Genomic DNA, 18,556 nt, shown 5'->3' with positions numbered 1-18,556 from the left:
TTAAAAAATCAAAAAAGGGTTGCCATTTGGCAACCCTTTTTTTGTTTAACGTGTATTACTTTAAACGCTTACGCTTTACGCCACGTTGTTTTACCGGCTGAATCTTCAAGTATTACACCTAACGCATTAAGCGCATCACGTGCTTCATCAGCAGCAGCCCAGTTTTTACTCGTACGTGCTTCATTACGTTTTACAATTAATGCTTCAATTGTCGCAACTTCGTCGTCATCTTGCCCGCCTTGTAAAAAGGCTTCCGGTGCTTGTTGAGCAACACCTAAAACGTTACCAATACTGCGTAATATAAACGCAAGTTGCCCAGCTTGAACTGCGTCACTTTCTTTTACGCGGTTTAATTCTTTAGCAAGTTCGAACAACACAGGTAGTGCTTCTGGTGTATTAAAGTCGTCATTCATTGCTTTTCTAAATTTAGCAACAAACTCATTACCTTCTAAATCGCACTCTACCGGTTCGACATCACGAAGCGCTGTATAAATGCGCTCAAGTGATGAACGCGCTTGGTCTAAATTTTCTTGTGAGTAATTTAGTTGGCTGCGGTAATGACCTGAAATTAAAAAGTAACGAACAGATTCAGGATCGTATGCTTTTAAAACTTCACGCACTGTAAAGAAGTTATCTAACGACTTAGACATTTTTTCTTTGTTTACTTGAACCATGCCAGTATGAATCCATGTATTTACATACTTGCCGTTGTTTGCACAGCACGATTGTGCAATTTCGTTTTCATGATGTGGAAACTGTAAATCAGACCCCCCACCGTGAATATCAAAATGCTCACCTAAGTGCTTTGAGCTCATTGCCGAACATTCAATATGCCAACCCGGACGCCCTTCACCCCAAGGTGATGACCATGATGGTTCACCTGCTTTTGCTTTTTTCCATAACACAAAATCAAGTGGATCGTCTTTATCTTGCGCCACTTCAACGCGAGAACCTGATTGCAACATAGTTAAATCTTGCTGAGAAAGTGCACCGTATTGCTCAAACGTTGATACATCAAACAAAACATCGCCGTCGGCTGCAACATAGGCATGGCCTTTTTCAATCAAGCGCTTAACCATAACGATAATTTCATCCATATGGCTTGTAACTGTTGGCTCAATATCTGGGCGTAGCATATTTAGGCTATCAAAATCTTCATGCATCGCTTTAGTCATGCGCACAGTTAAGTCGTTTATTGACTCACCATTTTCGTTCGCACGCTTAATTATTTTATCGTCGATATCTGTAATGTTACGTACATATTTTAAATCGTAACCAATATGACGTAAGTAGCGCACAATAACGTCAAAACCAACAAAAGTACGAGCGTGTCCAATATGGCAGTAATCATAAATGGTGATACCACACACATACATGTCGATTTTCCCTTCGACCATAGGTTTAAATTGCTCTTTTTGTCGCGTGAGTGTGTTGTATATATTTACCATTTACTTTGAGTCCTTGACTATTTACTTGAACAGTTATGTTACCACTTGAAAAGCCCCTGCTCTAGCGCTTTATAACAAACCAAACATCTACTTTGTTAATCTTAGCCAACTACGATAAAATAGCGCCAATATTTAAACCGGATATAGGAAAACACATGGTTGTTCTACACACTAATTTTGGTGACATCACCATTAAAATGTTTGAGCAAGAAGCTCCAAACACAGTTAAAAACTTTTTAGAGTATGCAAATGCTGATTTTTTCAACGGCACTATCTTTCATCGCGTAATCGATGGTTTTATGGTTCAAGGCGGTGGTTTTGTTCCAGGTATGGAACAAAAAGAAGTAAACGACCCAATTCAGAATGAAGCGAATAATGGCCTGTCTAATAAAGTAGGCACTTTAGCTATGGCACGTACACCTGATCCTCATTCAGCTACAGCACAGTTTTTCATTAACGTGAACAACAACGACTTTTTAAACCACAGCAGCGAAACATCGCAAGGTTGGGGTTATTGTGTTTTTGCTGAAGTAGTAGAAGGCATGGACGTAGTAAATAAGATTAAAGCAGTTGCAACAGGTAGTACTGGTTTTCACCAAGACGTACCTCTTGAAGATGTGATTATAGAAAGCGTTACTGTTAACTAGTAACGTTTACTCATATTATGTGAGTATATAAGCGGGTGTATACTATTAGTATGTGCCCGTTTTTTTAAAACTAGAATAGACTGACCTATGACTCGCCAAACTTACTTTATTGCAGATTTACACCTAAGCGAAAACCGCCCCGACATTAGCGCTGCATTTTTTGACTTTTTAAATACACATATATTAAATAAAGATGTAGATGCACTTTATATTTTGGGTGATTTTTTTGAAGTATGGGTTGGAGATGACTACATTACTGCACTGAGTGCCGATGTAGCAAAACATTTAAGCGCCGTTAATGATGGTGGCACACCTGTTTATTTTATACATGGCAATCGTGATTTCATTATGCGCAAGCAATATGCCGACATGGCCGCAATGACATTACTCGATGAACAAACAGTCATTGATTTATATGGCACGCCTACCGTTATTTTACATGGCGACGAAATGTGCACTCAAGACACTGAATATCAAAACTTTCGTAAAAAGAGCCGTGGTTGGTGGTGGCCAAAATTGATGCTTGCAATGCCTCTTTGGTATCGTAAAAAAATAGCGCGTAATGCCCGCGAAAAAAGTAAGTTAAGCCAAGCTGATAAACCTATCGAAATTTTAGACGTTGTCGATGAGGCTGTACTTGCCACCTTTGCCAAACATAACGTTACGAATATGATTCATGGTCATACTCACCGCCCTAATGTTCATACGTATAAAGTTAATGAACAAACACTTACTCGCACAGTGCTAGGTGACTGGTATACCCAAGGCTCTTATTTAGTCGTTACCCCTCAATCACAAGAATTAATTAGCACGCCTTTCGCATAATTTAAAATTCTGACTATTATTTATCTATATATATGAATAATAGTGAGAGGTTGAATGATTAAGCTGTTAATTTTCATCGTAGTAATTGCCATTCCTACACAAGTATTTAGCAAGCAAACATGGCAAATTGTTACAGAAAACTACCCTCCCTATTTTAGCGAAAACCTACCTAGTAATGGCTGGCTATATGAAATAGCCGAATCAGCTCTTAAAACGCAAGGTATTAATAGCGAAGCCGAGTTTACGACCTGGGACCGCGCCCTAAAGCTATTAGAAAAAAACAGAAAAACCGCTATTTTAGGTGCTTTTTATTCATTAAAAAGAAATGAAGTTTTTTACTACTCTCGTCCACTTGCAGTTGCTCACTCAGGAGTTTTCAAACGAAAAGAGAGTGTTATTAATTTCGATGGTACAGTTCAATCATTAACACCTTATAGTATTGGTATAGAAGACAATGCCGTTGTAAGCCAAGAGTTTGCTAGAAATAGGGAGCTGGCAATAACGTCCACTAAAAGCCTTCCTACAAGCTTATATTTACTACAACAAGGGCGTATTGATTTAGTCGCGGGTACTAAAGAGGTTGGAAATTATTGGCTTGAACACACTAAAACCGAAGATTCAGATGATAATAATATTGAGTACTTATCGCCAGATCTTGCTTCTCATAAACTATATTTAGTTGTCTCTAAATCAAATTATAGAGCCAAAGAATACTTACAAAAATTTAATAGAGGAATTGATATAATAACTAAAAATGGATGCATTGCTAAAATTATGAAAAAACATAATTTCAGCAATCAGAAAATAGCAGAGTATATTAATTTCTTAAAAGAAAATTAGCTTTGCGTTATTGGAACACCGCTGTGAAATTTAAAATCAGTATCGGTTGTAGAAATTAGCTCTTTTTCTTTTTCACCAAAAAAGTTTACGCGTTCGGTAATATCAAAATCAGCAATTTCTTGCGCTAAAGTTAAATAATCTTGGTAATGACGCGCTTCTGAACGTAACAACGAAATATAAAAATCACCTAAACGTTTGTCAACATGCGGTGCAAGCTTTGCAAAACGCTCACACGAACGCGCCTCAATATAAGCGCCTACTATTAGCTTATCGACTAATGCATTGGGCTCGAACGTTTTAACATGACGGAGCATGCCTTTTGCGTAACGACATGGTGTAATACTTTGATACTCAACACCGTACTCGTCCATAATTTCGAGCACTTGATAAAAGTGATGCAGCTCTTCTTTTATCAGCAAAACCATTTTATCGATTAGACCTTGCCCGTATGGAGAACTCGATTTAGGAATTATTGATTTAGTGAGCTTATTTTTAGCAGCCAGATCGCGCCAATTCCCTTCTCGTTTGTAAATAAGCGTTTCAAATGGCTTTAGCCACTCGAGTAATGCATCACTACCCTCTTTATCTACCGCGTATTTACGTATTAAAAACATCGCACTTTGAGCTGCTTTTAATTCACAAATTAAGTGATCTATTAAAATGACTGATAAGTTTTCTTTTTTAATTGCTTGCTCTACCCATTGCTCTGGGGTGGTACACAATAAAAAGTTATTAATCGGCTCTAAAAGTTGGCTATGTGGCACGTTGACTGCTCATTACTAAATAAATTTGATAGACCATTATTTTAACACGAAATTTTGCTTGGGATAAATCAAAGCCCTGATCTGCGTCTAAATGTTAATACCGAGTTAACTTGACTTTGCAAAATAAGTGAACCATAACTGTACATAGACTGTATAAAAATAAACCAACCAAAACAATAATACGTTCCTTTTATGGAGTAAGTACTATGATACTAAATCACCTCTGGGGCATTTATGCTCACCCACTTGAAGAATGGCAAACAATAGATAATCGCCATGAAAGTTTAACCTATAGTTTGTCGCATATTTTACTGATTGCTTTATTTCCTTCAATAATGGGCTACTACTCATCTGTTTATTTAGGATGGAGTATAGGTGCAGGCAATCCCGTATTTTTAACGCACGATAGTGCACTGCTAATTGCAGGTGCAATGTATTTTGCATTAATAGCGGGTGTTTTTGCATTGGCGTATTTAGCCCATTGGATGGCGGTTACATTTGGCTCTAAACCTACATTTACACAAACACTTGAACTTGCAGCATATACTGCAACACCAGTGTTTATGTCGGCACTCGCCGCTTTTTGGCCTGTACTTTGGTTTGTAGTGTGTATTGGAATTATTGCACTGGCTTACTCGGTTTATTTACTCTACACCGGCGTACCAATACTTATGCATATCCCAGAAGAGCGTGGCTTTATTTACGCCAGCTCGGTAGTAACGTGTGGATTAATATTACTGGTTATTATTTTAGCTGTAACAGCTATGCTTTGGACTAATGGGATTGTTAGCCCAATGTTTACTTAATAAAGTTTACCTAATAAAGAGTCGTGTTTGATAGAAATGTTCCCTTTCTTTCCTTCGCAAAAAAGGAGCTAATTAGCTCCTTTTTTTATGTGTAACGACTTTTTATTAACTAATCATTAATCAGCTTCATTTTCGTCTTGGTTGTGTATTTCTAAACCTGAAGACATCGCACTTTCGCGGGTGCTTTTTGCTGAATCGTTACGTAGCTTATCAATACGATTTAAATAGTTTTGATCAATATCGCCAGTAATATATTGGCCATCAAATACTGAAGTTTCAAACTTAGTAATTTCAGGATTTTCTTGGCTAACCGCAGCAATTAAATCTTTTAACGATTGAAAGATTAAACCGTCAGAACCAATACTTGCATTAATATCTTCAACTTCACGTCCGTGAGCGATAAGCTCAGCTGCTGAAGGCATATCAATACCGTACACATTAGGGAAACGTATTTCAGGTGCAGCTGATGCAAAGTAAACGTTTTTAGCGCCAGACTCTCGGGCCATTTCAACAATTTGTGCTGATGTTGTACCACGAACAATTGAGTCATCAACTAATAATACGTTTTTACCTTTAAACTCGCGATCAATTGCGTTTAGCTTTTGACGCACTGATTTTTTACGCATCTCTTGGCCAGGCATGATAAATGTACGGCCAATATAACGGTTTTTAACAAAACCTTGGCGATACGGTAAATCAAGTACACGTGCAATTTCCAGTGCCACATCACATGAAGTTTCTGGGATTGGGATAACTACATCAATATCTTTGTCAGCCCATTCACGTGCAATTTTTTCGCCTAGTTTAGTCCCCATGTTTACGCGTGTTGCGTACACAGACATACGGTCTATTGTTGAGTCAGGTCGAGCAAAATAAACAAATTCAAAAATACACGGCGAGTAAGATGCCTTATCAGCACAACTGAGCGAATGGAATTCACCTTCTTCTGTAACATATATAGCTTCACCAGGGGCAACATCACGTACAAACTCAAAACCGTCCGGTTTCAACGCAACGCTTTCTGAGGCAAACATGTACTCAGTACCTTTTTCGGTTTCGCGTTTACCAAATACAAGTGGGCGAATACCATTAGGGTCGCGAAAAGCAACAATGCCGTGGCCGATAATCATAGCAATAGTTGCATAACCACCGCTTACTTTATTGTTTACTTCGGTTACCGCAGTAAAAATATCTTCAGGGTCTAAATGCAACTTATCAGATTTGCTTAATTCGTGTGCCATGATATTAAGTAAAATTTCAGAGTCTGATGTTGTATTAACGTGACGACGTGCTTCAGAGAATAGCTGCTCTTTTAAAGCTTCTGCATTAGTAAGGTTGCCATTATGGGCAAGTGCTATACCAAACGGTGAGTTAACATAAAAAGGCTGTGCTTCAGATGAGCTTGAAGATCCTGCTGTAGGATAGCGCACATGGCCAAGACCAATTGTACCTTGTAGTCGTTTCATATGACGTGTGTGAAAGGCATCTTTCACTAAGCCATTTGCTTTGCGCAAGCTAAACGTATTATTCTCAATGGTAATGATACCCGCGGCATCTTGACCACGGTGCTGCAAAACAGTTAAGCCATCATAAATCGCCTGATTCACAGGGGATGTTCCGACTATTCCAACGATACCACACATGTAATTTATCCTCGCCGATTAACGGTTTACTGAATTTAAAAAGCTCGAGTTGTTTTCTAGGTACGAAAAGAACCATTCAACAACAAAGCCAAATTCTGGAATCAAAATAGAATTGCCCCACCAGTGCGTATTGGGTGCACCAGTAAAAGCATCAAGAAAGAAGAGTAACGCGCTCACGACCAACACGCCTCGTAGAGCACCAAACACTATGCCAAAGACACGGTCGGTACCCGATAAACCAGTACGATGTACAAGCTCACCTAAAATATAGTTTAGTAAACCGCCTAACAGTAGCGTCGCAAAGAATAATATGGCTATGGCCGCAGCATTTCTTAAAAGGGGTTCAGAAATGGTTGTTAGGAAGGAAGCTAAATATTGGTAAAATAAGCTAGAGATGATAAAGGCGCCAGCCCATACCGCTAATGACATTGCTTCTTTTACAAAGCCGCGTATTAAACCGATGATGGTAGACAATGCAATGATGCCAATAATGGCGTAATCAACCCAGATCATAAGAACCAATTAGTCGCTAATTTGGGGCGCATTCTATACCCAAACATCGTTAGTATGCAAGTTTAAACGGGAGATTACTGGGTTGTAGTCAATACAAAAAATTAACATTATAGAATGGGTATTGTGAGATAAAGATAATGGTAAAAACAAATATAAATAAATAAAAAAAGGCTTGTGATACAAGCCTTTTTTTAATTATTTTGTTACTTCGTATTGCGTAACTTTACCATTTAATTTAGTAAGCTCTTTCAGCTGGGGAAGCTGCTTTTGTAATTCATTTTTATCAAGCGAAGGACCAACAAATACCTTGGTTAACGTCCCATTTGGGGTTTTAATCGGTTTAGTAAACGTTTTAAACCCTTCAACTTTTAATTTAGCCTGTAATGCTTTTACATTTGCAACATGTGAAAAACTACCTAATTGAATAACGTAAGCCATACTTGTTAGGTTTTCATCACTTTTACGAGGCGCAATAGGTTTTGGTTTAGCCTGAACCGGTGCCTTAGTGATCGGTGTTGCTTTGGGTTCAATAGTCGCTTCAACAACTTTATTCTCTACAGCGTAGTCACTCTCATCCATAGCGTTTTGCTGCTCAAAAGCTTCATCGTCAGCTTGAATATCTTCAATTTCATCTTGTTTTAGTGGCTCAGCATTAGCCATGTTTTCATCAATTGACTCTTGAAGATCGATTGTTTTGAACTCAGGGCGATCAGGTATCGCTTTAAAGCCCTCTTTATAATGCACTTTTTCGCCATCGAGTATATTAGGGATAAACACAATTGCTGCGATCACTACTATACTTGTTCCGACTAAGCGATTAATAAAACTTGAGTTCACCGACATCCTCTCTATTTTTTAAAGTAATTAATAGCGCCGGCCACTGTAAAAAATGAACCAAATACAATCAACATAGTATCACTTTGTTGTTTTGGTAAAATTACACTCAGTGCCTGTGCCACACTATCATAGCTATTGATAGTATTATGATGAGATATACCCTGCAGCGCATTTTGTAAATTACTTGCAGTGTCGCCTCGCGGACCACTTAAGCTCGCTAATGACCACTCATCGACCAAGTGACTTACTTCTTTAAGTACACCCACTTTATCTTTATCAGCAAGCATAGCGGCTAATGCATGAATTTTAAAGCCTTTATCTTTATAGCTTGATAACTTATTGGCTAAATAACGCGCCGACTCAGGGTTATGTGCTACATCGGTAAAGACTAAAGGCTCAGCGCTTAACTGCTGAAACCGCCCTTCTACAACTAAATTAGCGAGGCAACTTCGTATGACTTGCTCACTAGGTAATAAGCTTAAAACACTTAGCGCAGTTAACGCAGTTGCTGCATTTTGACACGGTATTGCTGGCTTATCTATTACAAGATTATGTTCTTTATATTGCCAATTAAAGCTCTCAGCATTCTCTTTGAAAATAAAGTCACTGCCCGACAACGTCATATTGGCATTAATTTCTTTGCCGTAATCAGTCATTGTGTGAGGAATATTTAAATCCCCTATAATAGCAGGCGTATTTTCACGAAAAATACCGGCTTTATCATAAGCCACTAACTCTCGTGTATCACCTAGGTACTCTTTATGATCTAAATCGATAGTGGTGATCACGCTTGCAAAGGGAGTTACTATATTTGTAGCATCAAAGCGCCCGCCTAGACCAACCTCTAGTAATACATAATCGACCTTACAGCGTTTAAAAATTGCCAACGCACCCAAAGTACCATATTCAAAATAAGTCAAAGGAGTGTCTTTACGGCCTTGCTCAAGCTGGTGAAAAGCATCTATATGAAATTGGTCTGCCAGTTCTTCGCCATTAACTCGTACACGCTCGTTATAACGAATTAAATGAGGAGATGCGTAAGTACCCACGCTAAAACCTTGCGCTAGCAATAGCGACTCTAAGCAACGTGCAGTGGTGCCCTTACCGTTTGTACCGGCAATAAGAATAATTTTACTTGGAGTGTTTAAAAGGCCAATATTGTTGGCAACATTAGCAACTCGTTCTAGGCCCATTGCAATGTTAGCTGGGTGAACACTTTCTAAATAAAAAAGCCAATCATCAAGGCTTGATGATTGGCTAGGAATTGTTTTTGTCATAGCGTGTAATCAGTAAAGCTGAAATTTACGCTACTCTATGCTCTTGTTCCGTAGAAGGCAAGTTCATAAATTTAGCTAAAATGCGTGCAAGGGTATCGCGCATTTCACGGCGGTCAATAATCATGTCAATTGCACCATGTTCTAGCAAAAATTCACTACGCTGAAAACCTTCAGGTAATGTTTCGCGAACAGTCTGCTCAATAACACGAGGACCTGCAAAACCAATTAACGCTTTAGGTTCAGCAACGTTAATATCACCCAGCATAGCAAGTGATGCAGATACACCACCCATTGTCGGGTCGGTCATTACTGAAATAAATGGAAGACCTTTTTCCGTCATTTTTGCAAGTGCAGCACTTGTTTTAGCCATTTGCATAAGCGACATAAGCGCTTCTTGCATACGTGCTCCGCCTGATGCAGAAAAACAAATAAGCGGCATGTTATGCTCTAAACATTGATCAACAGCATCAACAAAGCGAGCGCCAACAACAGAAGCCATTGAACCACCCATAAATGAGAACTCAAATGCTACCGCTGCCACTGGAATACCTTTTAATCGGCCTTTCATAGCTACAAGTGCATCTTTTTCACCACTTGCTTTTTGGGCTGCACTGATACGGTCAGAGTACTTTTTAGAATCTTTAAACTTAAGAATGTCTTTAGGCTCATGTTGTGTACCAAGCTCTTGACGATCACCTTCATCTAAAAAGTGCTCTAGGCGCTTACGGCCACTAACACGCATGTGGTGGTCACACTTAGGACATACGTTTAATGACTTTTCTAATTCAGCTTTATATAAAATTGAATCACACGATGTACACTTAGCCCAAACACCTTCTGGGATTTCTTTACGACCTGATGATTTTGTCGTTTTAGGTAAGATTTTTTCTAGCCAACTCATTTGCAACTCTCTTAATACTGTTCTGTGTCGCGAGCCTGCTAATAGCAATTAGCAGACAAATTTTTTCAATTAAAACATGAATTACACTAACGCGGTATAAAAAACTGGTCTTAGTAGTTAAAATTGCTCATAAAAAGTACTTATACCACATCTATATCAGGTAAAAATAAAGGGCCTAAAGGTGTTTGAGGAATATTAAATTGCTCAGGGTAGTCAACATCCACTAAATACAAACCAGCAGCCTTAGCGGTAGCACTGGCCTTTGCGCGTTCTTTACAATCAAGTAGCTCTTTTATCCATATAGGTTGTTGTTTATGTAAACCAACATCCATTAAGCTGCCTGTGATATTACGTACCATGTGATGTAAAAATGCATTCGCTTTAATATCAATAATAACGTAAGTACCTTGGCGCTGTACCGACAGATGATGAATTGTTCTTGTCGGTGTATTCGCTTGGCAATGTATCGCTCTAAAAGAGGTGAAATCGTGTTTACCTATTAAGTACTGACACGCCTCTTGCATCTTTGTTTCATCAAGGTGATGATGAAAATGCGTAACCCCCTCGTTTAATACCGCACCTCGTAGGGGGGAGTTATAAATAACATAGCGATAACGACGAGCTGTAGCACTAAAACGGGCATGAAAGTCATCAGCAACCGGTTGGGCAAAGCGAATAGCAATATCTTTAGGCATTAAAGTATTCATACCTAGTGTAAATGCGACCATATCGCGATCGGCTTGCGTTTCAAAGTGTATTACTTGGCCTGTACCGTGCACACCAGCATCTGTACGCCCTGCACATATAACTTCAACAGGATGATTACAAATACGCGACAACGCTTTTTCTACTTCTTGCTGTACGCTATTTACATGTGATTGACGCTGCCAACCACTATAACGTGCGCCATTGTATTCAACTCCAAGTGCTACTCGCATAATTACCGTTTTACCTACTGTGCTAATGAACGAGGCATTTTATGCTATCTAACGATGCAATAAAAGGAGACCTGTCGTAATCAAACCAATACACATAAAAAAACCCGTATTTAGCTAAGCTAGATACGGGTTCTTATAAACATTTTAATTATTTTAGTTTAGCTTTTAAGCTAAGTGCTTCCTCTTGAACTTCTTCAGGACCTTTGTTAATGACATCCTCAATAACTTTAAGCGCAGAATCAAAATCATCAATTTCAATATAAGCACGCGCTAAATCAAGTTTAGCTGAGTAGCCACCACTTTCAGCATCAACATCCGTTGGGTTATCACCTGCAAGTAATGCATCAAACTCACTCAAACCGACATCCATATTAACGTCGGTGTAAGGTTCGTGTTCAAGTTCAGCGTCGTCACTTTCTTCTAATAATGAATCGATATCTACAAATTCGTCATTATCAAGTTGCTCAACATCACTACCTTCAACAAGTGACTCTTTTGTAGTTAATGAATCATCTGTCTCTAAGTCTTCTTTTAGCAAGCTGTCAAAGTCAACATCAAATTCACTGCTGTCATCAACACTTAACTCTTCAGGCTCTGCTAACTCACTAAGTAATGAATCAAAATCAGTTTGCGTCAAATTCGACATAAACTCTTCATCAAGTTCGTCGTCAGAGCTAATATCAGTGCTACCCACTTCATCTAAGCTTGTTAACTGTGCTTCGCGCTCTGCATTTGTTTGCTCTTGCGATTCGTCTGATAACTCATCAGTTAGCGCTTGCTCTAAACTATCTTCGTCAAATTCAGCATCTAATTCAGAAAAATCATTTTCAATTAAAATCTCATCATCAAAATCATTTTCTAAACTATCTAAATCAGCATCTGCCATAAGTGCGTTTGCTAAATCTTGCTCAGCTTGGCTGGAAGCGACTCCCGGTGCCTCACCATCTAAATCATCCCCTTGTAATTCTTCAGGGGTAAATGGCAACTCACTTTCTAATGTTTCTTGAACGTCATCAAGGTTAAGAGGTTTGATGTCATCTTCAATACTTGGTGGTTCAACAGAATCAACCTCATTATTAATTTCTTGAAGTAAATCATCATCAAGCGACTCATCTTCAATCTCCGTTTCAGTTTCTAATTCAGAGAAGTCATTATCAATTAATAGTTCATCATCAAAATCATCTTCTAAACTATCTAAATCACCATCTGCCATAAGCGCATTTGCGAGATCTTTCTCTGTTTGACTAAGTGCTACTGCATTTTCATCACCCGATGCATCTCCTTTAAGCTCTTGCGGCTCAAACGAAGGCTCATTCTCTAATAATGATTGATCATCGTCTAATTCAAGTTCAGGATATTCATCCAACTCTTCACTTGGCGTTACAAGCTCGCTATCAAGCTGCTCTTCAATTTCAGTAAGATCTGAGTCATCGTCGCCCGCTAGCGGATCGTCACCAAGATCTACTTCTATTTCTTCAAGATCATCATCAAGCTCATCTAAAGACCAATCAGGTGTTTCTATATAGTCGTCATCAGTGGCCTGTTGTAGCTCACTTAAAAGCTCATCAACGCTCTTTAAAGTATCATCTGTATATTCTTCAAGTGCATCTTCAGGATCAAGAAGCGACTCTGATGTGTCTGAAAAATCATCAACCGTTACATCTATAAGTTCTGGCTCTTCTTCAAGCTTAGGCTCTTCTTCAAGCTCTGGCTCTTCTACAAGTTCTGGTTCTTCTTCAAGCTCAGGCTCTTCTTCAAGCTCAGGCTCTTCTTCAAGCTCTGGCTCTTCTTCAAGCTCTGGCTCTTCTAAAGGCTCAAGTTCTTCTAAAAGCTCTGGCTCTTCTTCAAGCTCTGGCTCATCGTAAAGCTCAGGCTCTTCTTCAAGCTCTGGCTCTTCTTCAAGCTCTGGCTCTTCTTCAAGCTCTGGCTCTTCTTCAAGCTCAGGCTCTTCTTCAAGCTCTGGTTCTTCTTCAAGCTCTGGCTCTTCTTCAAGCTCTGGCTCTTCTTCAAGCTTAGGCTCTTCTAAAGGCTCAAGTTCTTCTAAAAGCTCTGGCTCTTCTTCAAGCTCTGGCTCTTCTTCAAGCTCTGGCTCTTCTTCAAGCTCTGGCTCTTCTGTAAGTTCAGGCTCTTCATTTAATGATGAAGCAAGCGACTCAATATCATCAACATTTAATTCTTCTTGAGCATCTGCTAAATCCTCAACTGAGTCTGCTAATGCATTATCAATTTCTGAATCTCTTACATCTGAATTTTTTAGTTCATCATCAATTAGGTTATCTATGTCGTCTAAATCAAAGTCGTCACTTTCCTCAACTAATGATTTATCTGCAGTATCAACCGCTGCCTCATCAATTAAGCTATCTATGTCGTCTAAATCAAAGTCGTCACTTTCCTCAACTAATGAATCATTTGCAGTATCAACTGCTGCCTCATCAATTAGGTTATCTATGTCGTCTAAATCAAAGTCATCACTTTCCTCAACTAATGAATCATTTGCAGTATCAACCGCTGCCTCATCAATTAAGCTATCTATGTCGTCTAAATCAAAGTCGTCACTTTCCTCAACTAATGAATCATTTGCAGTATCAACTGCTGCCTCATCAATTAGGTTATCTATGTCGTCTAAATCAAAGTCATCACTTTCCTCAACTAATGAATCATCTGCAGTGTCAACCGCTGCTTCATCAATTAAGCTATCTATGTCATCTAAATCAAAATCGTCGCTTTCCTCAACTAATGAATCATCTGCAGTGTCAACCGCTGCTTCATCAATTAAGCTATCTATGTCATCTAAATCAAAATCGTCGCTTTCTTCTAAAAGTTCATCTTCGTCGAGTAACTCTGCATCAATTGAGTCATCTGCCACATCACTTTTTGGGTCATTCGCTTCATCAATTAAGCTATCTATATCGTCTAAATCAAAGTCGTCGCTTGTATCAAGTTCAGCTGAAGTGTTATTTGAGGTATCTAATTCTGTTGATGTTTGATCTAATAATTCATCTATATCAAAATTATCATCATCTGCAAGCTCCTCACTTAAAGCCGCCATTTCATCATGAGACTCTAAGCTATCATCCTCTAAAGCTTCGCTTGTTTGCGGTGCATCAAACTCAGGTAGACTATCGTCTTCATCAAACAAGCTATCTAAATCGTCATTAGTTAGAATTTCATCATTGTTTATTGAGTCATCAGATAAGCCTAAATCAATATCTTCAGCGTTTTCATCTGAAGGTTGATCAAACCCTTGCTGCATAAAAATATCGAGTTCATCATCGTCATCGGTATTTTCATCATCAAAAACAATGTCATCACTTAGTAGACTTTCAAGCTCATCCTGATCGAGTAAATTTTCACCACCTGAAAAATCATCTAGGCCGTCATCTAAATCATCATCAGGCAACATATCATTTTCGAGATTATCATCAAGTTGAACACTCAAGTCATCTAAAGGGTCGGGTACAATTGGATCGTCATTTAAACTTGGGCCTAAATCATCATCGCCAGTGTAAATTGGAGTTTGTGGTAAAAAGTCATCATCGTTTTGTGGCTCTTCTTGATTACTTGCTCGTTTGCGTAAAAACATAACAATTGCAAAAATAATCAGTAGCCCAGGAATAAACATTAATAAACCTAGCACTATCGGATTTGAAAATAATGAGCTTAAATCAAACGATTCTTTTGGTACTATCTCTTGTTTTTTTTGTTGTGCAATAATCTCATTTTGCTTAACAATTAGTTCTTTTAATTGATTTTGAATTTCACTGTCTTGTCCTAACTGTAAGCGTAAGTTTTCGAGTTCGTTTGAAATACCTGATAATTGTTTTTTAAGATTATTATTCTCAACTAAAATTTCTTCTACATTGCTTACAGAATTTTTAAATTGTTGTTGTAACTCAACCAGCTTAGTACTTTGCTCTGTTTTTATTTCATTTAATTCTTTCTGTATCTCTTTTTTGGCATCGTCTACGTCGACTTTACGAGCTTGGGTTACTTTTGTTTGTGCTGAGATAATTTCGCTTTGCGTAAGTGTGCCATTTTTTTTCTTTTCCCATAATGCATCATCTTGCTCTGAGCGTTGTTTTGCAAGCTGTGTATTTACACCTTTTATTTCGGCTAAAGTAGGGATTTTTAAATAGGCACCATTTTGAATATGATTAAGATTTTGTTCTAAAAATGAGTTGGGGTTTTTGTTATACAAGGCCTGCATAACTTGATAAATGCTGACGGAGTTATCTGGGCGCACTTTAGCCGCTATACGCCAAAGTGTGTCTGTTGGTTTAATTGGCCCAATAGATCGCCCTTGCGCACCATAGTCAACGCCTTTAGGCCCCTTTAATTGGGTACTGTCTTGAGAGTAAACTGGCGTTACTATCAATGCAGACGCTAATATAATAAGTGTAACTAAACCGCGCATGCTGATCCTTTAATATTTAAATATTAACAAAACACTTAAAGCTTAAGTGCATAAATATTGTTGATTATTGCTGTTATCAGCCAAATGACTGACTCGCATTTATTATTACAATCTATTTTTATTGCAAGCTCTATTCCAATTACAAACTATAAACCAGTTAAGGCTTAATATCCATCGCAACACCTTGAAAATAAATGCCTTAAAACATCTTTATAAATATTAATTTATTGAGTGTTATCAATCAGTTTTTATACTTTTAAAAATAAACGGCAAAAAATTGACAAGCTCTATAAACAAAAAGCGGCAAACAAATAATGTTTACCGCTTCGAAAGTGTGTTCAGCGCTATTAACTATTACATGTAATTAGCAATAAGCTCTTCTGCAATTTGAATACTGTTAGTTGCAGCACCTTTGCGAGTGTTATCACTTACAACCCACATGTTTAATCCATGAGGATGAGAAATATCAGCACGTAATCGGCCTATATAAACAGTATCGTTACCACTAGCGTCAGACACTGCTGTAGGGTAATCACCTTCATCATCAATTAGCTCGACACCAGGCGCGTCTTTTAAAAGTTGCTTAACGTGTTCAAAGTCATAAGGCATGCGCGTTTCAATATTAATTGATTCTGAGTGACCAAAAAACACGGGAACACGTACACATGTAGGATTTACTGCAATAGTGGTATCACCCAAAATTTTATGAGTTTCATTTACCATTTTCATTTCTTCGCGTGTATAGCCATTATCCTCAAAGCTATCAATTTGAGGAATAACGTTAAATGCAATTTGCTTTGGAAATACTTTATTATCCATAGGGCGTGCATTCATCAAGTTAGCTGTTTGCTTTGCAAGTTCATCAACCGCTTCTTTACCTGCGCCCGATACAGCTTGGTAAGTAGATACGTTAATACGGTCTATTCCGTAAGCATCATAAATTGGTTTAAGTGCTAACATCATCTGAATAGTTGAACAGTTAGGGTTAGCAATAATATTACGATTCCTAAAATCAGCTAGGCTTGAAGCATTAACTTCTGGCACCACTAGTGGGATTTCAAAATCATTTCTAAAGTGCGATGTATTATCGATTACAATACAGCCGGCATCAGCAGCAATAGGAGCATATTTTTCAGATACACTACCACCAGCAGAAAACAAACCTATATGCGCTTGGCTAAAATCAAAGCCTTCAACGTCAAGTACTTCAATGGTCTCACCACGAAACTTTATGTCTTCACCTGCGCTGCGGCTGCTCGCAAGTAAAAAAAGCTGATCTACAGGAAACTTACGATCTGCTAGCGTTTCAATGATTTGACGGCCTACTAAACCAGTAGCGCCAAGTACGGCAACGTTATATTTTTGCGACATATTTCTTCCTCTATAAACGACATTAAAACAACATCGTTAGTTAAATAATTATTTAGCTATGCTAAAGCCAAGTTGACTAAGTGCTGCTAGTTGTGGGCTATCACCTTGTAGGAATAAGGTGCTAAATTCTCGCCTTACCGGATAGTTTTTACGTAAACTATCAAAGCCCTCACCTTCTAAATGACGAAGTAAAATTCCGTCATCGCGGCGTACGTCATAAATTAAATGCACCAAACGGGCAATATCTTGCTCGCTTAGGCTTTGCGTAACAGTTGCATTTGTAATAGCAGGTATTGGTAAAAAATCATCCAACGATTTACTCACCTCTACACCTTTTAGGTCACACAATTTTTGATACAACATTTGTGTACCTCGTGCTTTCCCCTCAAGTGTATGCCCTGCGATATGCACACTGGCATAACGCACATGCTCTAGTAATTCAGTTAGAATATTGGGCTCTTTTTCCCATACATCAAGTACTATATCTAAATCAGCCCCAGCTTCCATTACCTCAAGCAATGCTTGATTATCAATTACGTCGCCTCGGCTTGCATTAATTAGCGTGGTTCCTGGTTTAAGTGCTTGTAATCGCTCTTTATTCATCATGTGCAGCGTTTTGTGCTCGCCACTTTTAATAAGTGGAACATGAAAAGTAACAACATCTGATTGCGCTAATAACTCATCAAGCGCTACATGCTCTTGTAGTAAGCCCTGTTCGTGCTTAATTGGATCGCATAACAGTACGTCGACATTTAATGCTTTTAATTTTTGCGACAAACACGTGCCAATGTTACCCATTCCTACAATACCAATTGTTTGACCACACAATGGGCGCGCATTTTCTTGGCTTAATGCAAATAAACTACTAATTACATATTCAGCTACAGCAACTGCATTACAACCAGGAGCACTGGTAAAAGCAATATTTCTATCATGTAGTAATTGCGTATCAATATGGTCAATGCCAATTGTGGCAGTGCCCACAAAGCTCAGCTTGTTAGCTTGTGCCAATAGTTCATGATTAACATTAGTCACTGAACGAGTAAGGAGTACATCTACATTTATTAATTGTTCAGGCATTAATTTACGACCATCAAAACGCTCAACCTCACCAAAGTCTGCAAAGTACTGCTCAACTAAAGGCATATTTTGATCGGCAAGAATTTTCATCACTGAGTCCGTTTGGCAATTAAGTGGCGCCATTGTAACGAACAACCAAGCCTTTACACAAACTAAAAAGGCGCATTTTAGCTGATACAAATACTTAAAAGTGGTTATGTTGATTGTTTTAAATCAGCAATTTAAATTAGGGATTTAAATTATGTGGATAAT

15 protein-coding genes are annotated in these 18,556 nt (G+C 38.4%); 4 read left to right on the top strand and 11 right to left on the bottom strand.

Going from position 1 to position 18,556, the window contains the following annotated elements:
- Positions 1-68: 68 nt before the first annotated feature.
- Complete coding sequence (cysS, locus tag I6E72_RS02935; RefSeq protein ID WP_024592761.1) at positions 69-1,448, bottom strand: cysteine--tRNA ligase; 1,380 nt, start codon at positions 1,446-1,448, stop codon at positions 69-71.
- Positions 1,449-1,603: 155 nt separating this feature from the next.
- Here cysS and I6E72_RS02930 point away from each other — a divergent pair, with 155 nt between their 5' ends.
- From I6E72_RS02930 to I6E72_RS02920, 3 genes are all read left to right on the top strand, one after another.
- Complete coding sequence (locus tag I6E72_RS02930) at positions 1,604-2,095, top strand: peptidylprolyl isomerase (protein WP_007580931.1); 492 nt, start codon at positions 1,604-1,606, stop codon at positions 2,093-2,095.
- Between the two features lie 87 nt (positions 2,096-2,182).
- A complete protein-coding gene (locus I6E72_RS02925) occupies positions 2,183-2,920 on the top strand; it encodes a UDP-2,3-diacylglucosamine diphosphatase (protein WP_007580929.1) in 738 nt (245 codons plus the stop codon).
- A 54-nt stretch (positions 2,921-2,974) separates the two neighbouring features.
- A complete protein-coding gene (locus tag I6E72_RS02920) occupies positions 2,975-3,760 on the top strand; it encodes a transporter substrate-binding domain-containing protein (RefSeq protein WP_197111005.1) in 786 nt (261 codons plus the stop codon).
- Here the strand turns inward: I6E72_RS02920 and miaE are convergent.
- Positions 3,757-4,524 carry a tRNA isopentenyl-2-thiomethyl-A-37 hydroxylase MiaE gene (gene miaE / locus I6E72_RS02915; RefSeq protein WP_197111004.1) on the bottom strand — a complete coding sequence of 256 codons (768 nt, stop codon included), beginning with the start codon at positions 4,522-4,524 and terminating at the stop codon, positions 3,757-3,759. The two genes, I6E72_RS02920 and miaE, sit on opposite strands and share 4 nt — an antisense overlap.
- 206 nt (positions 4,525-4,730) lie before the next feature.
- Here miaE and I6E72_RS02910 point away from each other — a divergent pair, with 206 nt between their 5' ends.
- A complete protein-coding gene (locus I6E72_RS02910) occupies positions 4,731-5,330 on the top strand; it encodes a Yip1 family protein (RefSeq protein WP_007580923.1) in 600 nt (199 codons plus the stop codon).
- A gap of 116 nt (positions 5,331-5,446) precedes the next feature.
- On the opposite strand, the gene purF is transcribed toward I6E72_RS02910, so the two are convergent.
- From purF to I6E72_RS02865, 9 genes are all read right to left on the bottom strand, one after another.
- Complete coding sequence (purF, locus tag I6E72_RS02905) at positions 5,447-6,973, bottom strand: amidophosphoribosyltransferase (RefSeq protein WP_007580920.1); 1,527 nt, start codon at positions 6,971-6,973, stop codon at positions 5,447-5,449.
- A gap of 18 nt (positions 6,974-6,991) precedes the next feature.
- A complete protein-coding gene (locus I6E72_RS02900; RefSeq protein ID WP_007376853.1) occupies positions 6,992-7,486 on the bottom strand; it encodes a CvpA family protein in 495 nt (164 codons plus the stop codon).
- A gap of 195 nt (positions 7,487-7,681) precedes the next feature.
- Positions 7,682-8,323: an SPOR domain-containing protein gene (locus I6E72_RS02895; protein ID WP_024590975.1), complete on the bottom strand. Its 642-nt coding sequence runs from the start codon at positions 8,321-8,323 to the stop codon at positions 7,682-7,684.
- A gap of 11 nt (positions 8,324-8,334) precedes the next feature.
- A complete protein-coding gene (folC, locus tag I6E72_RS02890) occupies positions 8,335-9,600 on the bottom strand; it encodes a bifunctional tetrahydrofolate synthase/dihydrofolate synthase (protein WP_024590974.1) in 1,266 nt (421 codons plus the stop codon).
- 25 nt (positions 9,601-9,625) lie between these two features.
- On the bottom strand, positions 9,626-10,501 hold the full coding sequence (accD, locus tag I6E72_RS02885; RefSeq protein WP_007376856.1) for an acetyl-CoA carboxylase, carboxyltransferase subunit beta: 876 nt from the start codon (positions 10,499-10,501) through the stop codon (positions 9,626-9,628).
- A gap of 140 nt (positions 10,502-10,641) precedes the next feature.
- Positions 10,642-11,439, bottom strand: a complete 798-nt coding sequence (gene truA, locus I6E72_RS02880) for a tRNA pseudouridine(38-40) synthase TruA (RefSeq protein ID WP_007584098.1) — start codon at positions 11,437-11,439, stop codon at positions 10,642-10,644.
- 148 nt (positions 11,440-11,587) lie between these two features.
- The gene (locus tag I6E72_RS02875; RefSeq protein WP_197111003.1) at positions 11,588-15,853 is read right to left on the bottom strand and encodes a FimV/HubP family polar landmark protein; all 4,266 of its coding nucleotides are present in this window, start codon (positions 15,851-15,853) and stop codon (positions 11,588-11,590) included.
- Positions 15,854-16,207: 354 nt separating this feature from the next.
- Positions 16,208-17,224, bottom strand: a complete 1,017-nt coding sequence (locus I6E72_RS02870; RefSeq protein WP_007586655.1) for an aspartate-semialdehyde dehydrogenase — start codon at positions 17,222-17,224, stop codon at positions 16,208-16,210.
- A gap of 48 nt (positions 17,225-17,272) precedes the next feature.
- Positions 17,273-18,394 carry a 4-phosphoerythronate dehydrogenase gene (locus I6E72_RS02865; RefSeq protein ID WP_197111001.1) on the bottom strand — a complete coding sequence of 374 codons (1,122 nt, stop codon included), beginning with the start codon at positions 18,392-18,394 and terminating at the stop codon, positions 17,273-17,275.
- Between the last annotated feature and the right edge of the window lie 162 nt (positions 18,395-18,556).

This window comes from Pseudoalteromonas sp. NSLLW24, assembly GCF_015864725.1.
In the GTDB taxonomy this organism is placed as follows: Bacteria; Pseudomonadota; Gammaproteobacteria; order Enterobacterales; family Alteromonadaceae; genus Pseudoalteromonas; species Pseudoalteromonas arctica.
The sequence above is the reverse complement of the archived record's forward strand: the minus strand, read 5'-3'. Positions and strand labels throughout refer to the sequence as shown.

Excerpts from the sequence above, each read along its gene's own strand:
- cysS (WP_024592761.1), bottom strand. The coding sequence starts at position 1,448 with ATGGTAAATATATACAACACACTCACGCGACAAAAAGAGCAATTTAAA.
- I6E72_RS02930 (WP_007580931.1), top strand. The coding sequence starts at position 1,604 with ATGGTTGTTCTACACACTAATTTTGGTGACATCACCATTAAAATGTTT.
- I6E72_RS02925 (WP_007580929.1), top strand. The coding sequence starts at position 2,183 with ATGACTCGCCAAACTTACTTTATTGCAGATTTACACCTAAGCGAAAAC.
- I6E72_RS02920 (WP_197111005.1), top strand. The coding sequence starts at position 2,975 with ATGATTAAGCTGTTAATTTTCATCGTAGTAATTGCCATTCCTACACAA.
- I6E72_RS02910 (WP_007580923.1), top strand. The coding sequence starts at position 4,731 with ATGATACTAAATCACCTCTGGGGCATTTATGCTCACCCACTTGAAGAA.
- purF (WP_007580920.1), bottom strand. The coding sequence starts at position 6,973 with ATGTGTGGTATCGTTGGAATAGTCGGAACATCCCCTGTGAATCAGGCG.
- I6E72_RS02900 (WP_007376853.1), bottom strand. The coding sequence starts at position 7,486 with ATGATCTGGGTTGATTACGCCATTATTGGCATCATTGCATTGTCTACC.
- folC (WP_024590974.1), bottom strand. The coding sequence starts at position 9,600 with ATGACAAAAACAATTCCTAGCCAATCATCAAGCCTTGATGATTGGCTT.
- accD (WP_007376856.1), bottom strand. The coding sequence starts at position 10,501 with ATGAGTTGGCTAGAAAAAATCTTACCTAAAACGACAAAATCATCAGGT.
- truA (WP_007584098.1), bottom strand. The coding sequence starts at position 11,439 with ATGCGAGTAGCACTTGGAGTTGAATACAATGGCGCACGTTATAGTGGT.
- I6E72_RS02875 (WP_197111003.1), bottom strand. The coding sequence starts at position 15,853 with ATGCGCGGTTTAGTTACACTTATTATATTAGCGTCTGCATTGATAGTA.
- I6E72_RS02870 (WP_007586655.1), bottom strand. The coding sequence starts at position 17,224 with ATGTCGCAAAAATATAACGTTGCCGTACTTGGCGCTACTGGTTTAGTA.
- I6E72_RS02865 (WP_197111001.1), bottom strand. The coding sequence starts at position 18,394 with ATGAAAATTCTTGCCGATCAAAATATGCCTTTAGTTGAGCAGTACTTT.